Annotated in this window: 17 protein-coding genes; 12 read left to right on the forward strand and 5 right to left on the reverse strand. The window is 35.8% G+C overall.

Annotated features, from left to right (window positions below; genetic code table 11):
• Positions 1–31: 31 nt before the first annotated feature.
• From ACN5L8_RS02080 to ACN5L8_RS02105, 6 genes are read left to right on the forward strand one after another with little or no spacing between them, the layout of a single operon-like run.
• Positions 32–277 carry an acyl carrier protein gene (locus tag ACN5L8_RS02080; RefSeq protein ID WP_115362930.1) on the forward strand — a complete coding sequence of 82 codons (246 nt, stop codon included), beginning with the start codon at positions 32–34 and terminating at the stop codon, positions 275–277.
• A gap of 48 nt (positions 278–325) precedes the next feature.
• On the forward strand, positions 326–1,714 hold the full coding sequence (locus ACN5L8_RS02085) for a phytoene desaturase family protein (RefSeq protein ID WP_419172168.1): 1,389 nt from the start codon (positions 326–328) through the stop codon (positions 1,712–1,714).
• Positions 1,715–1,727: 13 nt separating this feature from the next.
• Entirely contained in the window at positions 1,728–2,756 is a 1,029-nt protein-coding gene (locus ACN5L8_RS02090) for a 3-oxoacyl-ACP synthase III (RefSeq protein ID WP_334678472.1), read from the forward strand.
• Entirely contained in the window at positions 2,756–3,649 is an 894-nt protein-coding gene (locus tag ACN5L8_RS02095) for an alpha/beta fold hydrolase (protein ID WP_167849483.1), read from the forward strand. The genes ACN5L8_RS02090 and ACN5L8_RS02095 overlap by 1 nt, the downstream gene beginning before the upstream one ends.
• A complete protein-coding gene (locus ACN5L8_RS02100) occupies positions 3,633–5,264 on the forward strand; it encodes a fatty acid CoA ligase family protein (protein WP_115362937.1) in 1,632 nt (543 codons plus the stop codon). The genes ACN5L8_RS02095 and ACN5L8_RS02100 overlap by 17 nt, the downstream gene beginning before the upstream one ends.
• 2 nt (positions 5,265–5,266) lie before the next feature.
• Entirely contained in the window at positions 5,267–6,244 is a 978-nt protein-coding gene (locus ACN5L8_RS02105) for an NAD-dependent epimerase/dehydratase family protein (protein WP_419172169.1), read from the forward strand.
• Here ACN5L8_RS02105 and ACN5L8_RS02110 read toward each other — a convergent pair.
• Both ACN5L8_RS02110 and ACN5L8_RS02115 read right to left on the reverse strand, forming a co-directional pair.
• The gene (locus ACN5L8_RS02110) at positions 6,221–7,018 is read right to left on the reverse strand and encodes an undecaprenyl-diphosphate phosphatase (protein WP_419172170.1); all 798 of its coding nucleotides are present in this window, start codon (positions 7,016–7,018) and stop codon (positions 6,221–6,223) included. The genes ACN5L8_RS02105 and ACN5L8_RS02110 overlap by 24 nt on opposite strands.
• Complete coding sequence (locus tag ACN5L8_RS02115; RefSeq protein WP_419172171.1) at positions 7,015–8,310, reverse strand: hypothetical protein; 1,296 nt, start codon at positions 8,308–8,310, stop codon at positions 7,015–7,017. The genes ACN5L8_RS02110 and ACN5L8_RS02115 overlap by 4 nt, the downstream gene beginning before the upstream one ends.
• A 552-nt stretch (positions 8,311–8,862) precedes the next feature.
• Here ACN5L8_RS02115 and ACN5L8_RS02120 point away from each other — a divergent pair.
• Genes ACN5L8_RS02120 through ACN5L8_RS02130 form a run of 3 tightly spaced genes read left to right on the forward strand, consistent with a single transcriptional unit; the run spans position 8,863 to position 14,982 of the window.
• Complete coding sequence (locus ACN5L8_RS02120) at positions 8,863–12,060, forward strand: hypothetical protein (RefSeq protein WP_419172172.1); 3,198 nt, start codon at positions 8,863–8,865, stop codon at positions 12,058–12,060.
• Positions 12,061–12,090: 30 nt separating this feature from the next.
• Positions 12,091–14,454: a hypothetical protein gene (locus tag ACN5L8_RS02125; RefSeq protein ID WP_419172173.1), complete on the forward strand. Its 2,364-nt coding sequence runs from the start codon at positions 12,091–12,093 to the stop codon at positions 14,452–14,454.
• A 15-nt stretch (positions 14,455–14,469) separates the two neighbouring features.
• A complete protein-coding gene (locus ACN5L8_RS02130; protein WP_419172174.1) occupies positions 14,470–14,982 on the forward strand; it encodes a hypothetical protein in 513 nt (170 codons plus the stop codon).
• On the opposite strand, the gene ACN5L8_RS02135 is transcribed toward ACN5L8_RS02130, so the two are convergent.
• The 3 genes from ACN5L8_RS02135 to ACN5L8_RS02145 form a co-directional block, all read right to left on the reverse strand.
• Positions 14,972–15,439 (reverse strand): hypothetical protein, encoded by a 468-nt coding sequence (locus ACN5L8_RS02135; RefSeq protein ID WP_115362950.1) that lies wholly within the window; start codon positions 15,437–15,439, stop codon positions 14,972–14,974. The two genes, ACN5L8_RS02130 and ACN5L8_RS02135, sit on opposite strands and share 11 nt — an antisense overlap.
• A gap of 38 nt (positions 15,440–15,477) precedes the next feature.
• Positions 15,478–15,780, reverse strand: a complete 303-nt coding sequence (locus tag ACN5L8_RS02140; RefSeq protein WP_115362952.1) for a c-type cytochrome — start codon at positions 15,778–15,780, stop codon at positions 15,478–15,480.
• Between the two features lie 77 nt (positions 15,781–15,857).
• Positions 15,858–16,472 carry a hypothetical protein gene (locus ACN5L8_RS02145; RefSeq protein ID WP_115362954.1) on the reverse strand — a complete coding sequence of 205 codons (615 nt, stop codon included), beginning with the start codon at positions 16,470–16,472 and terminating at the stop codon, positions 15,858–15,860.
• 98 nt (positions 16,473–16,570) lie between these two features.
• Between ACN5L8_RS02145 and ACN5L8_RS02150 the strand changes: the two genes are divergently transcribed.
• From ACN5L8_RS02150 to ACN5L8_RS02160, 3 genes are all read left to right on the forward strand, one after another.
• Entirely contained in the window at positions 16,571–17,263 is a 693-nt protein-coding gene (locus tag ACN5L8_RS02150) for a heparan-alpha-glucosaminide N-acetyltransferase (protein WP_419172175.1), read from the forward strand.
• Between the two features lie 85 nt (positions 17,264–17,348).
• The gene (locus ACN5L8_RS02155; protein WP_419172176.1) at positions 17,349–19,019 is read left to right on the forward strand and encodes a cytochrome c biogenesis protein ResB; all 1,671 of its coding nucleotides are present in this window, start codon (positions 17,349–17,351) and stop codon (positions 19,017–19,019) included.
• The gene (locus tag ACN5L8_RS02160; RefSeq protein WP_419172177.1) at positions 19,012–20,526 is read left to right on the forward strand and encodes a cytochrome c biogenesis protein; all 1,515 of its coding nucleotides are present in this window, start codon (positions 19,012–19,014) and stop codon (positions 20,524–20,526) included. Before ACN5L8_RS02155 ends, ACN5L8_RS02160 begins: the two co-directional genes overlap by 8 nt.
• Positions 20,527–20,531 lie beyond the last annotated feature (5 nt).

Here is a 20,531-nt window from a genome sequence, read left to right on the forward strand (position 1 = left end):
TTTAAAGTAAAAAGAATTACAGGAGAAGAAAATGACACCAGAACAAGTAAGACAAATCGTTGTAGATATTATTGCAGACATTGCTGTTGATGATGATGTAACAACAATCGATGATGCAACTCCACTAAGAGACCAACTAGATCTAGACTCAATGGACTTTCTAGACATCGTTATGGAGCTTAAGAAACAACACGCTGTAGAAGTACCTCAAGAAGACTACCCAGAGCTTGCTTCAATGAACTCTTGTGTTGCTTATCTAACACCAAAATTTCAATAAATTGATACATGGCCACCAAAGGTGGCCAATTTTTAAAAAAGAAACGATATGACACAAAAATATGATGTAATTGTTATTGGCGCTGGGATGAGTGGACTTGCTGCAAGTATTAGACTTGCGATGTTTGGTAAGAAAGTTGTCTGCCTAGAAAAGCACTCTATCTCGGGAGGACTGAATTCATACTACCGTCGAGGTAAAAGAAATTTTGATGTTGGTCTACACGCTCTAACTAACTTTGCACAAAGAGGAGAAAGAGGAAAACCTCTTACAAAACTCTTAAAACAACTACGTATTCCATGGAAAGAGCTAGAATTAATTGAACAAAAACAATCAAAGATTATCTTTCCCGATACAACTCTTACTTTCAACAATGACTTTGCTACTTTAGTTCAAGACATTGCAGAAAAGTTCCCTACTCATATTGATGAATTCAATTTATTTGTGGAACACATAAAAGACTTCAATGAAGTCGCCCTAACTAATGAAACATTTATGGCAAAAGATGTTGCCAGAAAATATATAAAAAATGAAAAGCTTATCTCAATGATCTTTGCACCTTTGTTGATTTATGGATCTGCATGGGAAGACGACATGGATTTCTCTCAGTTTGTAATCATGTTTAAAAGTATTTATCTTGAGGGTTTTGCTAGACCAGATGGAGGTGTTCGAAAGATTATCAATCTCCTACTTGATAAGTATAAAGATCTAGGAGGAGAACTTCGTTTTCGCGCAGGTGTCCAATCGATCAATACACAAAATGATAAAGTAACAAGTGTTACCCTAGAAAACGGTGAAGTCCTTGAATGTGAAAAAGTAATCTCAAGTATGGGACACCCTGAAACAATGTCAATCACTCAAGGCCAAACATCTCAAAAGATAGAAGTAGGCCCGATGACCTTTTGTGAGACTATTCTGTGTTTAGATGAAAGACCTAAAGACTTTGATATGAATGACACTATTCTCTTTTACAATCAAAGAGAAGATTATCAATATCGAGCTCCAAGCGACTTTATCGACGACAAAAGTGCAGTCATTTGTTTCCCAAATAATTTTGCAGATGATGATAACAATGAAGGCCTAATTAGACTTACTTACATGGCAAATTACGAAAAGTGGAAAGAACTAGTCAATACTGATCGCAAGGCCTATTTAGCTAAGAAAAATGAAATATACGAGCAATCATTAAAAACTCTTAAAACAATATATCCAAATGCGAAGCTTGATGTGAAATTCAAAGATGTTTTCACACCTCATACAATTGAACGCTACACAGGCCATATGCGTGGATGTGTTTACGGCTCAACTCAGAAACTACGTGATGGTAGAACACCAGTTAATGGACTGTTTTTATGTGGAACAGATCAGGGATTCCTAGGAATCATAGGCTCAATGCTAAGTGGAATTTCAATGGCAAACTTACATGGCCTAATGGAATAAGAAAGGAAAAAAAATGAAGTATAATAATGTCGTAATAGAAGACTACGCATATATAGATCCTCCAGAAGTTTTAACAAGTGATAAACTTGAGGAATTACTTGAACCTATATATACAAGATTAAAACTTCCTCATGGAAGACTAGAGCTTATGACGGGAATTAGGTCACGAGGTTTTTGGCCAAATTCAACTAGGCCAAGCTCAATTGCAACTCAGGCAGGAGAAAAGCTCCTAGAAAAGCTTTCTAAAAAAGGTATTCAAAAAAGAGATATCAACCTGCTAATTAATTCCAGTGTATGTCGTGACTTCTTAGAGCCCTCAACGGCTTCGGTTATTCACTCTAATTTAGAAATGCCACAAAGCTGTAGCCTATTTGATATCTCAAATGCTTGCTTAGGTATGATTAGTGGATGGGAAGTTGTGGCAAATATGATTGAAACAGGTGCTATTAAGCGTGCAATTATTCTATCTGGTGAAAATAGCGCTCCCCTTTTAGAAAACACAATTAAAACACTTAATGAAGATCAAACAATTACAAGAAAAAGCGTTAAAAAGTTTTTTGCAAACTTAACAATTGGATCTGCAGGTGTAGCATATTGTCTAGCTCATAAGAGCGAGGCCCCTAATGCACCTCAAATTACTTCAATAATTAACAGAAGTGACTCGACAGCAAATAAGCTATGCCAAGGCGATGGTAACCCAGAGACACTTGTCATGGAAACAGACTCTGAAGAATTACTAAAATACGGAAAGGCACTAGCAAAGAAAACTTTTGAAGAGTCTCAATTAAAAGCTAATGAGATTGATATCGTTATCGGCCATCAAGTTGGTAAGGCACATAAAGAAGTCGTTCTAACAGAGCTAGGACTAAATAAACATCAAACATTTGATACATTTGATACTTTAGGAAATACAGGCTCAGCAGCGCTTCCTATTACACTTGCAAAAATGAATGATGAACAGGGAATTGAAAAAGGTAAGAAAGTTGCTCTTGTAGGAATTGGTTCTGGTCTTTCTTGTTCTGTACTAGGAGTAACTTGGTAATGGATATGACAATCGATACTTGGCAACACGAATACCCATTTAGGAATAATTTTCTTGAAATCAATGGCAATAAATATCACTATCTGGATGAAGGTAATCCTGAAGGTGAAGTTGTTATCATGCTTCACGGAAATCCAACGTGGTCATTCTATTACAGAAATATTGTAAAAGAATTACAAGAAGATTATCGTTGTATTGTTCCTGATCACTTTGGATGTGGCCTATCAGATAAGCCTCAAGACTATGAGTATACATTAGAAAATCACATCAATAACGTCCTAATGCTTATTGATCAACTCCAAATAAAGAAGTTTAAACTTCTAGTTCACGATTGGGGTGGAGCTATTGGAATGGGTGTTGCAACATCAAGACCAGAAAGTGTAACAGGTGTTATTCTACTTAATACAGCTGCATTTAAGTCTCTTGATATCCCAAAAAGAATTGCTCTTTGTAAGCTCCCTCTTATTGGTGAGCCAATGGTTCGCACGTTTAATGCTTTTGCTTGGCCTGCAACATTTATGACCACAACAAAGCCTCTAGCTAAACATATTAAAGAAGGTTATCTCCACCCATATAATAGCTACAAGAATCGAATTGCTACAGCTCGATTTGTAAAAGATATTCCACTAACAAAGTCCCATCCAAGTTATGGAAGATTAGAAGAGATTGAAAATGGACTAAAGAACGTAAAATGTCCAAAAATGTTTCTCTGGGGCGCTAAGGATTTCTGTTTTAATATGAAGTTCTTAAAGAGATGGAAAGAGTTTTATCCCCAAGAGGACTCAAAGACTAAGTATGTCGTATATGAAAATGCTGGTCACTATGTGATTGAAGACGAAAGAGAAAATTGTCTTAAAGAAATAAAAGGCTTTCTGAATGAATATAGCTCTTAGAATTGAGAACTGGGCACAAAAAACTCCAGACAAGACTTGTCTTAAATTTCCAGTTAAAACAGGCAGTGGATATAAGTATGACCAATTAAGTTTTAAAGCGTTTAATGACTTAAGTTCTCACTATGCGGCCTGCTTAAATGAAGAAGGTATCCAAAAAGGAGACAAGGTCTTACTTTTTGTAAAACCATCATTTGACTTCCCTGCCCTTACTTTTGCTCTCTTTAAACTAGGGGCCATCCCTATTCTAATTGATCCAGGAATGGGCCTTAAAAACCTTTTTAAAGCAATCAAAGATGCAAAACCTGACTATCTAATCGCAGTTAATATCGTGCATATTCTAAGGCTATTTAAAAAAGATAGCTTTAAAACAATTAAGAAGTATTTCACTACAGAAAGTAAGATACTTTCTTCTTTAACAACAATTAGTTCACTCAGAAATAAAGAACATAGGGACTTTAGTACACAAGAAGTTGCCCCTCAAGACTTAGCGGCCATTCTCTTTACTTCCGGTGGAACTGGTAGGCCAAAAGGTGTTGAATACACACATGAAATATTTAACAGACAAACTGATGTGCTACAGGAATTATTCAATCTAACTGCTGAAGATATTGATGTTCCAGGGTTTCCTCTATTTTCATTTTTTACCATGTCAATGGGAATGACTAGCGTAATCCCAGACATGAACCCGAGTAAACCAGCAAAATGTGATCCCGAAGCACTCATTAAAAATATCAATGATAATAAGGCAACATTTGTTGCTGGCTCACCTGCTATATGGGATAGAGTTGGACGTCATCTAGAAAAGACGAATCAAACACTCGATACTGTAAAATACATTGTTATGTTTGGTGCTCCTGTTCGCAATGAAGTACATGAAAGACTACTTTCAAGACTGACTCGTGAAGATGCGGACACATATACACCATATGGAGCAACTGAATGTTTGCCAGTTAGCTGTTTTAACGGAAAAGAAGTTCTTACCAAAACACAATTTGAAACTGCTAAGGGTTCTGGTACTTGTATTGGTCTACCTTGTCCAGGCGTAGAAATTAGAATTATTAAAGATGTAGACGGCGTAATTAAAGATATAAAAGATACAAGGCAGCTTCCTAGCGGAATGATTGGTGAAATTATTGTGCGAACGAAAACAGCTACTGCCGCTTATCATGAATTAGAAGACAAAACACGAGAAGCAAAAATCTATGACGGTGATACATTCTGGCACCGCATGGGTGATATTGGAAGAATTGATAACGAAGGTAGACTCTGGTTTTATGGACGCAAGGCCCATCAAGTAAAGGCCCATGCCACGACATATTATCCAATCTCAATAGAAGCAATATTTAATAAACATCCATTAGTTGAGAAATCCGCTTTGATATGGATTCTTAAAAATAATCGCATTAGACCTGCTTTAAGTGTTGAACCAAATTCATTTGTCATGAATAAATCTCGCTTAAAACAAGAGTTAAAGATCATGGCCAATCAACACTCACACACAAAAGATATCGATGAGATTTATATCTGCTCAAAATTTCCAGTTGATATTCGCCACAATATAAAAATTGATCGCAAGGCTTTATCAAAACTAGCACAAGCAGGGAAGCTGAGGTAGTCATGAGAGTCTTAGTTACAGGTGTTACTGGCTTCTTAGGCTATCATATTGCAAAAGACTTATTAAAAGATGGACATGAAGTAATCAACTTCTCTCGTCGACACACCTCAGAAGTTGACGAGCTCGGTATCGAAACAATTAAAGGCGACCTAACTAATTATGAAGATATTAAAAATGCCTTAAGAGATATCGATGCAGTATTCCATGCTGCAGGAAAAGTTGGAATGTGGGGAAAGAGTAAAGACTTTCATCGCATTAATGTTGATGGAACAAAGAAACTTGTAAATGCTATGAAGGAACAAGGTGCAAAATATTTAATCTACACAAGTACACCAAGCGTAGTCTTTGGAAAAGACGAGATTAAAAATGGAGACGAGTCACTTCCCTATCCAAAAAAATATCTTAATGAATACGCAAAATCCAAATCTATTGCAGAACGATTTGTCCTAGAGTCAAATGGCCATGGAATACTAACAACTTCAATTAGGCCTCACTTAATTTATGGAGAACGCGATAAGAATATCATCCCAAGACTTATTCAAAGGGCAAAAAGTGGCCGTTTAAAAATTATTGGTGATGGCCAGAATTTAGTTGATATTAACTACGTAGAGAATGCATCACATGCACATGTCATGGCCTTAAAAGAGCTATCTACAGAGGCCAAGAATCAAGGAAAAGCATATTTTATTGGCCAAGAGAAACCCGTCAACCTATGGGACTTCATTAATAAAATACTAGAGGCCAAGGGTGAAAAGCCTATTAGTAATAAAGTTTCTCTTAAGATCGTATACTTTATTGGCCTTATTTTCGAATTAGTTTATAAGCTTATAGGAAAGTATGACGATCAACCACCAATGACACGTTTTGTGGCCCTACAAATGGGAACTTCTCATTATTTCAAGCATGATAATGCAAGAGTTGATTTTGGTTATTCACCTAAAATAACAATTGAAGAATCACTTGAGAAGATAAAAAACTAGCGCACTTAAAATCAAGCGATAAACTAAAAAGTAACCAAATTGGATTCTCTTAATAAGTTTCATAAAATAGTGAATAGTAGCAAGGCCTACAAAGAATGAAACCAACATGCCTATTGCACAATTAAAGAGCTCAAATTGCACACCTTGTGGCCTAGACATTAAGTTATAACTTTTGAGCATAAAGGCTGCAAAAATAAGAGGCAGAGATAATAAGAATGAAAATGAAGAAGCGTCAGCTTTAGAAAGCCCCAAGAATCTTGCCGCAGTAATTGTAATACCTGAACGTGAGACTCCTGGAAAAATTGCCAGTACTTGAGATAGTCCAATTACAATAGACGATGAGGCACGAAACCCTTCCATATTCTTATTTGTTTTACTTATGCGATCTGATATGAACAATAAGATACCGAAGAATGCTAAGTTGAATGCAATAAAGACTTCATTTCTTCCATAAGCTTCAGCAACTGGTTTTAAGATTAATGCAAAAAAGCCTGTAAAAAAAGTTGCGATCATAAAGTTCTTAGTGAAATCATCACATGTTTTTCCAGGTAGAATAAAGAAAATTGCATTTTTTGAAATTCTTAAGACATCTTTATGGAAGTAGATACCTACTGCCAAAGCTGTTCCCACATGCATAGCTAAATCAAAGAATATTCCAGGGTCTTTAAACTCATATATGAATGGAAGTAAGGCCAAATGACCAGAGCTTGAAACAGGTAGAAACTCTGTTAATCCTTGAATTATTCCATAAACAATGGCCATCCATAATGTCATTTCAACTTTTCCTTAACTTCTAAAATTGGCTTTCTATCTTTTAATTTTAGGCCAAGAAGAATGTCATTGAAACCCTTAATTGTCGCTTTAGAATAAAATATGTCTTTTCTTTCTAATGCCATTTTAAAAACTAAAGAATAACGCTGCAAGGCTGAACGTACAGTATCGATATAATCTTGCTGATTAGACTCTAGGGCAGATAAAGCAGACTCAACGTAAACTCCTAAAATATATCTTTCAAAGTTTCGTCGATAATCTTTACTCTGATCAACTTCATTTAAAAAATCAAAGGCAAATAAAGGATTAAACAAGCTCTCCTTAATCCAAATATCATATCTCTCCTCAACTTTCTTTCCCCATCTAGCTTTGAAAAAAAGTGCGTTAGATAAAGCGGCCTGTGACTTATCATTATCAAGATGTCTGTCCCAAACACTTTTATAAACAATAGGTCTCAACTGAGAGAGACTAAAATAAGTTTCACGGTATATAATATTCTCACCAGAATAATCTTTTTTACGTACAAATATAGTGTCTCCACTTTTAATGAAGTCCACATAATTATCGTGTGTTAATTCAAGTAACTTAGATAGCTCTAGTTTCATTTGAAGGTATGGTAGGAATTGGAAATGCCCTTTCATCATTAATTTAGGAATATTTTTATAATCAACAAGAAAAGCATTTGATATTAATTGAAACAGCTCTAGTGATGCTCGTTGATTAATATAGAAGTAGTCCTTGTCATCTTTAATTGATAACTCCAACGATTTATCAAGTTCGGGATAGTAAAGGCTAAAAAACCAAAGATTATTTTTTGCGACTTTAACAAGCTCATAGAGATCAAAACGTGAAGCTATTTTAAAACTGCCCTTAATTGAAAGTTTCTTATCCCATAGAGATACTAAAGGACGAAAGATTGTTTTTGAGGAAACCTTTCTAATTTCATAACTTGGAATAAGCTCAAAACGCCCATCTGCCAAGTTTGTGAAACTAGAAAATCCCAAAGTTTTTGAACCAATTTCTTGAAAAGATTCAAAGTCCTTAATATCCCCTTCCACAAAACTCTTTAGGCCATAATCAACTTGTTGCTGTCCTAGAAGTTGTTGCTTATACATCAAAGGACTAAAAGGTGTTAAGGCGACTGCTATGAGACAGATTAACGTAGCAAAGAAGTAAGAGATTACTTTTGAACGATATACTAAGCGAGATGCTGTTAATTTAGAACTCCAAGGATGCTCAATTTCTCTAGAAAATAGGTCAAGTACAACACGAATTGGTAAAAGTATTAATCGCATAATGGCGGCCAATCTTCGCAAAAAGAAGCTAGGGGCCATAATTCTTACACCACATATTAATTGCCCAAAAGTTAAACTAAACAACAGTGCGCAATAGAAATAATAGAAGAAATAAGTCACGACAAAAACAAAGAGATGCTGGATCGAGAGAGAATCCTTTGAAATATGAAAAACAGAGTTGGCCAGTGCCAACACGAATTCATTTGACAATAATCCGTAGCTTAAAAACAAACATAGGCATAAGTCGATTATAGTGGCCGTAATCTTTAAATATCGTTTCGGTGTAAAAAACATAGAGATTTTGCTTCCAAATAATAGTTATTTCTTCAAACGGCCACAAAATTTGGCACTATATTTTTAGAAATTTTGAAATTTAGATATATTTTAACACTATGAAATGACGTGATCCAATTCATAATTTCAAGGACTTATTTTCTTGTCGAAACAATAAATTACCCAACTTACTAGGTCAGAATTGAAAACCTTAATAAAATAAAGAAAATAGATAATTTGTCGATAAGTATAAGGCATTGAATTGACAGGGGAACTAAAGTGAAAAGATTAACAAAGGCCAAAGAAACAAAGAGCTTGAATAAAGAAGGTGAAAATTCTTCTTTAAAAAAAGTTAAGGTTAGCGTACTTGCACTAACTCTTATTCATTCATCTCTACCATTAAGTGCTCAAGCTTTTGTAAAAAAAGATGGAGAGACATGGTCTCAATACACTTCTGGCTCTGGTGCTAAAACAATTATGGGTGCCCTAAATCTTGTCGGTAATATGTCTAAGCAGATGTATAACCAAGGACAACTTTCACAACAAGAAATCCAAGGCCTGCATTCATTCAATAAAGCACAAGCAGATGCACAACAGAAGATGTCTGCTCGTCGTTTTCACCCTGCCTTTAACTGCCCTCTTGCTCCTGAACCAATCCTTGCTCCAAATGGTGCCTGTAGTGTTGGTGGACAAATGAAAATTCCAGAGCAAGCTCTTGAATTTGGACAAAAGATTCTAAATGAATATATGAGCTTTAAAAAACCTCGCAATGTTCCTCCTTATATCGGGGAACAATGTCTTACAGAGGGACTAAAAAGTATTGAAGACAATTACCAATCAATGACATCTAAATATGAAGAGATGATTGCTCAATTTGAAGCTCAATTAAATCAAACAATTGAAATTCAAAAGAAGAATAAAATCAAAGTCGATGAATTAAACGCATTACTAAATGGTGGCGGAAATAAAGTAAGTCAGGACTTTAAAAATACTGACTTTAATAAGCTACTACCAGAAAACTGCGTCGATGCATATGATGTTAACAAGATCATCAAAAGCCCTAGAGGTGGTGGACTTGTTGGCCTAAAAGATAAAATGACAAATGATGAAAGAGAAGCAAAAGGATTTAGAGGACACTCTCTTGCTGAATTAAATGCAAAAATAGCAAGTGATAAGAAAAAAGTTATTGCTGCTCTTAAAAAAGACGGACTAGGTGCCCTTACAAGAAATAGTACTTATAGTGGCCTAAGGTTTGGGAAACTATTTAATGATATCGGAAAAGGTAACCTAAGAGCAGACCTTGGAACAAGAGCTGCTAAGATCAATAATCTTATGAGCAAACTTGGTGTAAGCGATGCAGACATACCAAAGGATCCATTAGATCCAAGCTTTAGTGCAAAAGTAGAACGTCTTGCTGCAAAGAGTACTGCTTCATATCAAGAAAAGTTTGTCTTAGAGTGTATGTCAGGTTCAAATAGAGCTGCATACTCAACTCCTCTAGCACAATCATTAAAGAGCTTCGATCACGTAAAGCTAGGAAATAGTGGTGATGCCTTAAGCCGTTTTAAAAGAGTTGCTTCTGATGCATTTAGCTCTCCAACTTCTCTATCAGCACTTGATCGTACAGTTAACTCAATCGAAGATGGAAATATCAGAATTACTGTAACTAATAGTAGCGGTCGTGATGTAACAAAATCAGTTGGTCAATACTATAATGACCTAAAGAATGAATGTACAGCAATCTATAATGGTGATCTAAAGCCAGCTGGTGATGCTGCAAAACTTGAAACATATCGTGCAGAAGTTCAAGAACTAGTAAGTGAAGCTAAGAAACTACAAGAAGATACAAGTAGAAGTATCGCTTCAGGAGGAGAAGGAAGTATTTCTGCTCTTATCGATGAAGCATTATACAATTGTAATGGACGCTCTGTTGAACTAAGTAGCTGTAGTTCTAAAGATACTTATAATACATCAAGCTCAAGCTTCTGTGTAACTCAGGCAGCGTCTTGTTCTGAAAACCTTGCACAATGTAGTGCATTCACAGAGAACTTAGTGCAACAAAAGACACAAGAACTAAAGCAACAAGCTGACCTTTATAATGCACAAATGATGCAACAAGAAGAAAGGGCCAAGGCCCTTGTGACTCAAATGCAGTCACACATGTCAAATGTTGCAGACAAAATGTATAAGGGAATGTTCCCTAACCTAACACCAGCAGCAGCAAAAGCTTTTGGATTATCATCAATGAACGGTCTAACATTTGAAGGTGGACTTACTGCTATTGATGTTCCAAAAAGTGATCAACAAATAGCTGGTATCTTTCTTGAAAAAGATCCAGAAAAGTTTAAGAAAGCATTAATGGATCAGATGGTTGGAAATATTTCTAAAATGAAAGGAAGTCTTGAAAACTGGAAAAAAGAGCAAATGAATCATATTGCTGAACAAAAAGGCACAATTGGACAAAGCTTAAATGATGAGATCACAAAGTGGCAAAACTTTGTTTCAGACTGTAATGGAGCAATTCAAGAAAGAAATAACAAGATAGCCTCACAACTAGAGGAAGCTAGAAAACAAGCTGCCGAGAATGCAGGAAAACAAATGGAATTCTGCCAAAAGATGAGAGGCCTACAAGAACAAGGTTATGGGCCAGGTTGTAGTGGTGATCACTCAGCAAAAGAGCTCTACTCTGACGCTGTTGAAATTGCTTCAGTTCTACAAGCTCAACAACCACAAAGAGGACCTGCAAGCCTTCTTAACCCAGGGAGCAACAGTACTCAAATATTTGAACAGATCAATGAATACAATCGCTTCTGTGATGAAGCTGGACGTGAAGGTCTACTCTCTGACGACGGTGACGATGACAGTCCAAATGAGCAACTTATCACTCTTTGTGAAGATAATGGTGGTGATCAAGAACTTATTACAAACTTAACTGAAACATTAATTAAAGGGTTAAGTAAAGATGAAAAGGAATTTGAAGAGGAACTTAAAACGTACATTACAACAGAAGATGGGAAATTAAGCGAAGACTTTAAAAAGGTTCTAACAAAGAACAATAGAACAATGGCAAGACAAATTAAGTCATTACAAGAAAGATCTAATGAGTTTAAAGACTCAGAAAAAGGATATGGTCGTGGTTTCTGTTCGATGATTACGAGTGATAGCGGAAGAGATGCTTACGTAAACAAAGAATGTAATGGCAAAGAAGGTGATGCTCTTGAATCGTGTGAAAAAAGAAAAGAAGATCGCTTTAATGAAGATAAACTAGATGCACTTGGTATTTCTTCTGCGGCTAAAGTAATCGCTTCGGTAAATAGTCCAGGACTTCAAGATGCATGGCATAGCATTGGTGAGAAGTATAATGGTACAGCATGTGCGGCCATCAACGGATCACAACTCGGGCAAAAAGGAATTATCCCAGGACTTATGGAGAAGATCAATCGCGATATAGCTTCAGAGGATGGGATGATCCAATAAGGAAAATTAATTAAGGCATAGGAGGCCTAATTGAATATAGCGGTACGTAAGCTTAGAAAAAAACAAAGAGAATTAAAAGCACTCACCTTTTATTTGTGCTTAGGGCTTCTTACAACTTCATGCTTAGTAGATCCCGCTCAAAATCGTACAGGTTCTGGGGGAAAGGCCCTAAAGAATACACAAGATACAGTATCTGCAGGTTATGGACGAGTACTTGCAGCTAATCCACTGATCTTAAGTGATTATAATGCTGATGAAGATACAGATCTATCAACTCTTATCACGCGCTCTCCAGTACCAATCACAAATAATCAATATCTAATTAAAGATTGTACCATGGTTGCAAACTGCCTTGAGGTTACAGAAGATACAGGAATTTCTCCTTTCTACAATGAAACAAGTCAATGGGCATTTCCAGTTACATCAACTGAATTTCTACAAATTAATGCTTACTACCACATGTCAAAGATCATGGATACATACCTATCGGACATGCAAAATTACTATAATATCGTTTATCCAAATACTGGATCACGTCCCTTCTCAAGTACAATTCCAAGTGATTCCGATCAGCATAAGTCATTTTGGAAAAGCTTAACAAACTCAAGTTCAAAACTTATTGTAGAAGCGGATTCTTCACTTAAAGATAATGCAAGCTTTAGCCCAAGTAATTTCAAAATAAGGCTAGGTTATCTATCTGGTTATACAAATTTAAAAATGGCACAAGACCCTTCAGTTATCTACCATGAGTTCGGTCATACTGTTGTTGAGCGTCTAATGAACCATCGTAATCGCTCTTACGCAGTAAATAATTGCCTTGGAAATGATGAATACGAAGTATGTAGTGGTGAAAGTCAACTAGGATACTTTGCTCACGATGATGCTTTATCAATCAACGAAGGTCTATCAGATTATTTCTCGTACTTCGTTAATAGTCGTGAACATATGGGAGAATGGGGACTTGGTAAGTTTAAAAATGCCTCTCGCCCACTTTCAGAAGATGATAGTCTTCACATTGCAGGAATATCAAGTGATAGTGATTCACGCTTAAGATATCCAGAATACCTAGGATATAATGTATATTCACCTGAAAAAAGAATTGATGATATCCACTTAGATGGACAAATAATCAGTCACTTCTTAGTTGCTCTTACAAAAGAATTTCAAAATAAATGTACTGGCACTCACACACAAGCTAAGAAATTAGTATTCTACACTTTGGCCGAAACACTGGCAGAACTTGGTGACTTAACAGCAAAGGCAAAGGACAGTTTTGTCGACCAGATAAATCTGGATATTAACTATGCACACGAATGGCTTAAATCAGTAAAGCCTGTTAATTTTAGAAACTTCTCTCAGGCATTTGCTAGAAATGTTTTAAAAATGACTATACAAAGCACAAGCCTCTGCCCTCTCAATTCATTCTCAAAAGATGATCTTGAGCAATTACTCGACTCTTATGGCCTACTCCTATTTAGAACATATAATACTAATTATAACTTTACAGGTACATCTGGTAACGTAACTGTTAATCAACTTAATAGAAAAAAATCTGAACTAATAAGTAAAAATCTTTTAATAGAAGACACTAGATCGACATATTCGGATATTAGTGTTTTCGATATAAGATCTACGATCTATCAAACAATTAGAAACCAAATGAAGATCGAAGAAGTCACAACAACTGATGCAAGATACAACAATGGTAACGGCCAGGTTTCACCTGGAGAAATCGTTGGAATCTTTGCTAATGTCTTTAATAAGTCCAATTCGATTATGGCAGGAACAAGAGTGCTCGCTTCAGACTGGGCACATATGCAAGATGGCCTTCCATGTACAGATTTAAGTGACAACTTTCCTTCCCTAGCTCAGGGTGGAACAACATGTGACCAATTAACAAAAGATAACTATGATGATTCAGGACGTATCATGCCTGTTTGCATGCTTACATATAATGATGGCTCAAGCACAAAGATTTTAAATCAACATGAATTCTTAAAAAAGATGAAATCAGATATTGGACTACTTGAACAAGATTGTCTTGGACAAGGAGAAGAAAGAACACAAGATGATTTAAATAACTGTTTCGTAAAGGCCATACCAAGTGCTAACACACAGAATATACCATTCATGCTACCTAACTCAAACTGGCAAGAAACAATGCAAGATGAACAAGGACAGCCAATATTCACTGACTCAAATTTAATGTTTTTTGAAATTAACAAAAATATACCAATTGGAACGGAAGTCACATGTCGCCTACGTACGACATTTTCAAATTGTGATGATTGCTATCATGATAGTCAATCTTCATATGACGACTTCAGTGATTTTGAATTTGCAGGTGAGAAACCTTTTAATATTTTAAATATTAATTTTAAGATTGGACAATAGGCCATAAGGGAAATCATGAAAAAAGCATTAGTAATTGGAAGTTTCTTTGTTGCTGGGTTATTCATCATCTCTTCTTATCAAAATGAAGAATCAAATATTGTCGCAAAGTCAAAAGTTCAAGCAGATAAAGCTATAACAAAAAACACTCATAAGCATCACCATAATAAGAAAGTAAAGTCTCGCTCTATTGCATCTTTGGATGCATCACTAAATAAGAATCCGCATAAAGTAGAAACGGAAACACCACAATTTGGACGAATAAAGAAAGAATTAACTGAATCTGATCTTGAAGTTATCAACAAGGTTAAAAGCAATATCCCTGCCCTTGCAGATAGTGAATTTGAAATTGTAAAAAGGCTAAGAATCTCTAATAAGTCGATTTATATCGTTAATCAGACATTTAATGGATTACCGCAATCATTTACAGCACTAATTGATAACAAGAGTGGTCGAATTGAAAAGAGCTGGGGCAAAACACGATATGAAATGCCCCAAGCAACAAGACACTACCCAGCAACTACTTACTAACTTGCTTTACCCACTCAGTTGTATGACCGTTTAGGCCAAGCTTACGAGGAGTTTTATGGTAGCCGTGGCTTTCATTTAAAGAATATTGTCTGAAATTATCAATTGAACAATAATGAACAATCTCATCGACATTAAATTCTTTCGCGGCTTCTTCAAAGAAGTCCATTATTCTGTGAGAGTAACCACTCCCACTATGTTGCATTTTGATTGAAGTATTTTTACAAAGCAGTTTGCTATCTTCTTTCTTTACGAAAGCAGCTGCAATGATTTCATCTGATAGCTTTACTGAAAATAATTGCCAACCATCACTCATCTCTTTTTTAATATCATCAAGAGTCCACTTAAAATCTGGACTATCAGAGAATGCTTCAACATTGTAGTCATACACATCTTTTACATTCTTTTGAGATGTTACTGATTCAAATTTGAGATCGCCGACATTAATGGCCTTCACCATGATTCCTTCCTAGTAAAATTTAAATATAAAAATTGATCTTAAAGAGTTGAGATATACGCAGCAAGATCTTTGAAATCTGAGTCTTTCAGATTCTTAATAAATGGTAACATATCTGGGTTCTTTCTTTCACCTGTTTTAAATTGAACAAGTGACGAGTAAATATACCAATCATATTGGCCAGCAATACGTGGAGCCTTCATTGACTTCTTACCTTCACCATTTTCACCGTGACAAGAAACACAACGATTATATAATGTCTTACCATTAGCAGCGCTCTGTGCTTGAACACTATTCATTGAAAAAATACCAAGTGTGATAAGTGCTAGGGCCGTTAACTTCATTCTACTTCCTCTTTTATATACTCAAAAATTTTTAATATTTATTTACCTATAGCTATCTAATATTAACTGTTTATATATTACTGCGCAACCAATTTTATCTTTGTACTCTGATATGAGAAATTCAAATATCTAGCAATACTATCAAATAATACCTCTTTCAATTTATTGGCCTGCGGGCCACGAAGTCCACTAAATATGATTCTATCATCAAGGCAAACTTCATTCTCTTCTATGCTAAATAACTGAATTTCACCAATTTCAAACTGGTCTAAACAAGAATTAGTATTTTCAACAAAATTACTAACAGAATCAATTCTCTGTCTCAGTGAAAGACTTTCCCATTGCCTCATTTCAACCTTATTGCTCATCAATTGAGAATCAAAATAGTCCTTTTGGATGTCCAAGAGAATCATTTCAAACCACTTTTTTAGCTCTAAAACACCATCCCAGGCACTTTTTGTAGGATCATCACGCAAGAAGCTTTCTGCCTCGCGAAAACTCGCCATAAACAGTCCTCGAGGTCCAATTTTACTAATTATATTTAGAGCACTTACCACTAAAGCTTTTTTTGCCTCAGCATTCTCTTGCGTAGACATAAAGTGCTCGTCAAAGAATGTTGGTGATAAGTATTGCCCAAATTCACTTCCGGAATAGTTTTCTAAGAGAGAATGGGCCTGGTTAGATATATTCATTTTTATCTTTTTGTTAAAGTATGAGATCTGCAAATTATCAATAATGTTACATTTTGACCACTAGCTAGCGCAGTAATCTTTTATGTTATCATAATCACATGAGTGAAAATTCTAAACGCTTTCATTTAATTGATTTGATTCGCGGCATTGCCGTGATTCTAATGATTATCTTCCACTTTACCTATGATCTGGATATATTTGGATATGTTGATGTCGAGTTCTTTAGGCCTGGTTTCTGGTATTACCTACCAAGACTTATTGTTACTTTATTTATGTTTTCAGTTGGTGTCTCCATCTGTATGGCCCACCCCGGAAAAATACACATGAGATCCTACAATATCCGCCTTGCAAAAATTGGAATTGCGGCCTTAATCATAAGTATCTCAACTTACTTTATGTTTCCTAAGAATTGGATATACTTTGGAACTCTCCACTGCATATTCTTTGCAACTATTTTGATCACGCCACTACGCAATAGGCCATGGCTTAGTGCAACCCTTGCCGTCATAATCCTTGTCCTTGAACAAACAAAGTATGCAATTCCTTTTCCACAAATGGATCATGCATCTCTAGATTATATTGCAATATTTCCATGGGTGGCCGTTTCACTACTTGGCATCACCTTTTTTCATCTCGGCCTACATCGTTTTAGCTACCCTCAACTTTATCCATTGAGAAAAATACAATTTCTTGGAAAGCATTCATTCCTTATTTACGTTACGCATCAAGTGATACTTTACTCAATTGTATATGTCGTATACCAGTTCACAAAATGGATCTCTCAATTGTAAGTTCTTTGTAAATTAAGCAAAATAAATGGCCTGACTTCAGGGAAAATGCTATTAAAAGTAGCAAAGAAGGAAAGGCCAAGTATCAATGATTACAGAAAAATTAACGAATAAGATAAATTATAAGTATCTTGAGCGCACAATCGGCTCAATGAAGTTTGCAGTTATTATTATCGCTTTATTTTCATTAGCAATGACTGTGGGAACATTTGTTGAAAGCTATTACGGAACTGACTTTGTAGGGCGCTTGATCTATAAGACTTGGTGGTTTATGGCCATCCAATTCTTCATGTGTCTGAGTATCCTATTTGCGGCCTTTGTAAGACTCCCTCCTAAAAAGCGTCTCTATGGATTTTATACAATTCACACAGGTCTAATCGTAATTGGAATAGGCTCATTCGTTACCTATATCGCTGGTATTGATGGGACGATTCACCTTCGTCCAATGACTCCTTCAAGACAAGTTGTTTTAAATGAAGATGTAATCGAGATCACTCGCCCTGATGAAAATACAAGGGCCGTTCTTCCTCTTCCATATACAGCATTTGATAAGAATATTGATGTCAAATATAAAGACGTTGAAATTGGACGTTATATGCCATTTGCTGAAAAACAAATGGAGTGGCTACCAGCTCTTGATGAATCTGAAAATAGTGAGAATACTCATTCTTCAAGTTACATTATTTCAAACGATAACGTTGCTCAAGACTTCACACTAAGCCTTCATCCAGAAGCATATGACTTTGAAGCATCTCTATCAATGGGATTATTAAATATCACTTACCTACCAAAAACATTGGCACCATGTATTAGCCGCCCAGGAGTTAGCGGATTAATACTTTGGGATTCAAGAAATTCAAAATGTTTCACGGCCGAAGATAAGAATATAAAAGTCGAAAAAACAAGTTCAGATAAAAGATTCTTCGTTATTAAAGATGAAGGTAATGTATATTCATTTCTACCTGATTTAAGCCCATGGGCCCTCGACAGTAATTTAAAACCAGTCATGAATGCTCCTATTCGTGTTTTCTCGATGAATCTATTTAAAGAGAAACCGAACCTCTTCCTATTTGGCCGCCAGGCTTCATTCTGGGACAAATACGAAGAAAAATGGGTTAGCCAAGAATTCGATAACAATGGTGAGATGACTCTACCTTGGATGGGCTTCACATTAAAGCTAATACGCCATGAAGATAATCTTGTACCGACAATGGTACCCCACTCGACATTACCAATTCAGCAAAATGGTTCTCTTGTAAAAGGAGCCACTAGAGCGGCCAGAGTAAAAGTTAGAGACAAAGAGTACTGGCTAACTGATGATAAGCCCGTAACAGTTCTAATTGATGGTGTTAAAACAAATATCTTTTTAACAAAGCGATCATTTATGCTTCCATTTGAGTTTACGTTAACTCGTTTCAAAATGGATAAAGACCCAGGGACGAATCGTCCTGCAAGTTATGAGAGTTTTGTAAACCTATTCACAAACGGAAATACTACCCCATATCATATCTATATGAATAATCCATTAAAATATGATGGATTCACATTCTACCAAGCTTCATATTCACAAGATCCACAAACTGGTCAATATAGTTCAACTCTTTCAGTGAACTTAGACCAAGGACGTTGGATTAAGTATCTTGGTTCACTTCTTCTTGTTTTTGGTTGCTCTTGGCATTATTACCTAAATTATAGGCCAAAGAAGAAGAATAAGGACCTACTTGGACTTGATGAAGAAACAGGAGACCTAAATGCTTAAACTACTACTAAGCTTTTTTGTACTAACAAACGTTTATGCAAATGTTAATTTTTGCCAAAGTGAACTTGAAAAAATGCCAATTAGGCAGGACGGAAGAGTTAAGCCTTTAACGGTTCATGCTAAAGAAGTTATTGATCACTTAACGGGCAAGAAGAAAGCTAAAGGATACACAAGTGTAGAAACTTTCTGTCATTTAAGTGCGAAAGCATTTGGACTTGAAGTACCATTTAAGCTTAAAACAAAAATTGAGCACAAAGACACGAAAAAACTTTTAGATAGCGATGGAGAGATGGGATTTGATGAACTCATCACTCATAGCACGACAATTAGAATGGCATACCAAAAAGAAAAGGTAGAGTCAGGTTATAAGAAAGAGCTAAACAAGTTATTAAACAAAATTGGCCTCTACAATGACATTGTCGGGGGAACAAATTGGCAACTTCCAGTGAAAGTAGGTGCAGAAATAAATTGGACACCTATTACTGACTTTCTAACGAAGGAAAAGATTGATGCCATAGCACAAACTTCTAGTACGCCATTTAAAGACGCATTTGCTCAAGCAAAGAAAGACTATGTGAACCTAAAAGGTGACAAGTACATGGTTGAGTATACTTTTGATAAAATGCAGTTAACAAAGATTGCATTTGCTTTAACGCTTATTGCTCTTGCGGCACTCGTTTTATTTAAGAAGTTTGGCGTGGCCTTAAGTCTTGCTACTGTAACTATTATTGTTCAAACAATTTACTTAAGTCTAAGAGTTTATATTTCTGGACGTGCACCAATTACTAATATGTACGAAACAGTTATCTTCTCGGGCTATGGTGGGCTACTTCTTTCAATGATCATCGGGCACCTTAAAAAAGAAAAAACATATTTATATATGGGGCTTGCTTATAATCTATGTACACTTATGATGATCACATTTGCGACGAATATGGTTTCACCATCGATTAGTCCACTTGTACCAGTACTAAGAGACAATTTCTGGTTAAGTACACACGTTACAACTATTATTATGTCTTACGGGGCACTAGCATTAAGTTGGATTTTGGCCAATACAATTCTATTTAGAAAGGCCTTTGGCGAGTTCTCTTCAAAAGATGAAACTTATTACAATGACTTAATTTACACAACACTTAAGTATGGTGTGATTATGTTAGCAGCAGGAATTATTCTCGGTGGTGTATGGGCCGATTATTCTTGGGGACGTTTTTGGGGCTGGGACCCTAAGGAGACATGGTCACTGATCGTTCTGTGTATTTATATGGCAATACTTCATGGAAAATACACAAACTGGATTAATAATAATCGCTTTGGAACTCTCGTAGCTGGAGCGTTTATGAGTGTTATGATGGCGTGGTTTGGAGTTAACTATATCCTAGCAACAGGCCTTCATTCATATGGATTCTCTCAAGGAGGAGCTTACTTCCTTGGAACATTCTTTACAATTCAGACATTAATTTTAATTTTTACTAATATAAAGATTCACTCGAATAAATCAGCATAAGAAAA

Origin of the sequence: Halobacteriovorax sp., from assembly GCF_048381875.1 — a bacterium.
GTDB classification, from domain to species: Bacteria; Bdellovibrionota; Bacteriovoracia; order Bacteriovoracales; family Bacteriovoracaceae; genus Halobacteriovorax_A; species Halobacteriovorax_A vibrionivorans.

Bases quoted from the DNA above. Each gene is read 5' to 3' on its own strand.
- ACN5L8_RS02080 (WP_115362930.1), top strand. From the start codon at position 32: ATGACACCAGAACAAGTAAGACAAATCGTTGTAGATATTATTGCAGAC.
- ACN5L8_RS02085 (WP_419172168.1), top strand. From the start codon at position 326: ATGACACAAAAATATGATGTAATTGTTATTGGCGCTGGGATGAGTGGA.
- ACN5L8_RS02090 (WP_334678472.1), top strand. From the start codon at position 1,728: ATGAAGTATAATAATGTCGTAATAGAAGACTACGCATATATAGATCCT.
- ACN5L8_RS02095 (WP_167849483.1), top strand. From the start codon at position 2,756: ATGGATATGACAATCGATACTTGGCAACACGAATACCCATTTAGGAAT.
- ACN5L8_RS02100 (WP_115362937.1), top strand. From the start codon at position 3,633: ATGAATATAGCTCTTAGAATTGAGAACTGGGCACAAAAAACTCCAGAC.
- ACN5L8_RS02105 (WP_419172169.1), top strand. From the start codon at position 5,267: ATGAGAGTCTTAGTTACAGGTGTTACTGGCTTCTTAGGCTATCATATT.
- ACN5L8_RS02110 (WP_419172170.1), bottom strand. From the start codon at position 7,018: ATGACATTATGGATGGCCATTGTTTATGGAATAATTCAAGGATTAACA.
- ACN5L8_RS02115 (WP_419172171.1), bottom strand. From the start codon at position 8,310: ATGCGATTAATACTTTTACCAATTCGTGTTGTACTTGACCTATTTTCT.
- ACN5L8_RS02130 (WP_419172174.1), top strand. From the start codon at position 14,470: ATGAAAAAAGCATTAGTAATTGGAAGTTTCTTTGTTGCTGGGTTATTC.
- ACN5L8_RS02135 (WP_115362950.1), bottom strand. From the start codon at position 15,439: ATGGTGAAGGCCATTAATGTCGGCGATCTCAAATTTGAATCAGTAACA.
- ACN5L8_RS02140 (WP_115362952.1), bottom strand. From the start codon at position 15,780: ATGAAGTTAACGGCCCTAGCACTTATCACACTTGGTATTTTTTCAATG.
- ACN5L8_RS02145 (WP_115362954.1), bottom strand. From the start codon at position 16,472: ATGAATATATCTAACCAGGCCCATTCTCTCTTAGAAAACTATTCCGGA.
- ACN5L8_RS02150 (WP_419172175.1), top strand. From the start codon at position 16,571: ATGAGTGAAAATTCTAAACGCTTTCATTTAATTGATTTGATTCGCGGC.
- ACN5L8_RS02155 (WP_419172176.1), top strand. From the start codon at position 17,349: ATGATTACAGAAAAATTAACGAATAAGATAAATTATAAGTATCTTGAG.
- ACN5L8_RS02160 (WP_419172177.1), top strand. From the start codon at position 19,012: ATGCTTAAACTACTACTAAGCTTTTTTGTACTAACAAACGTTTATGCA.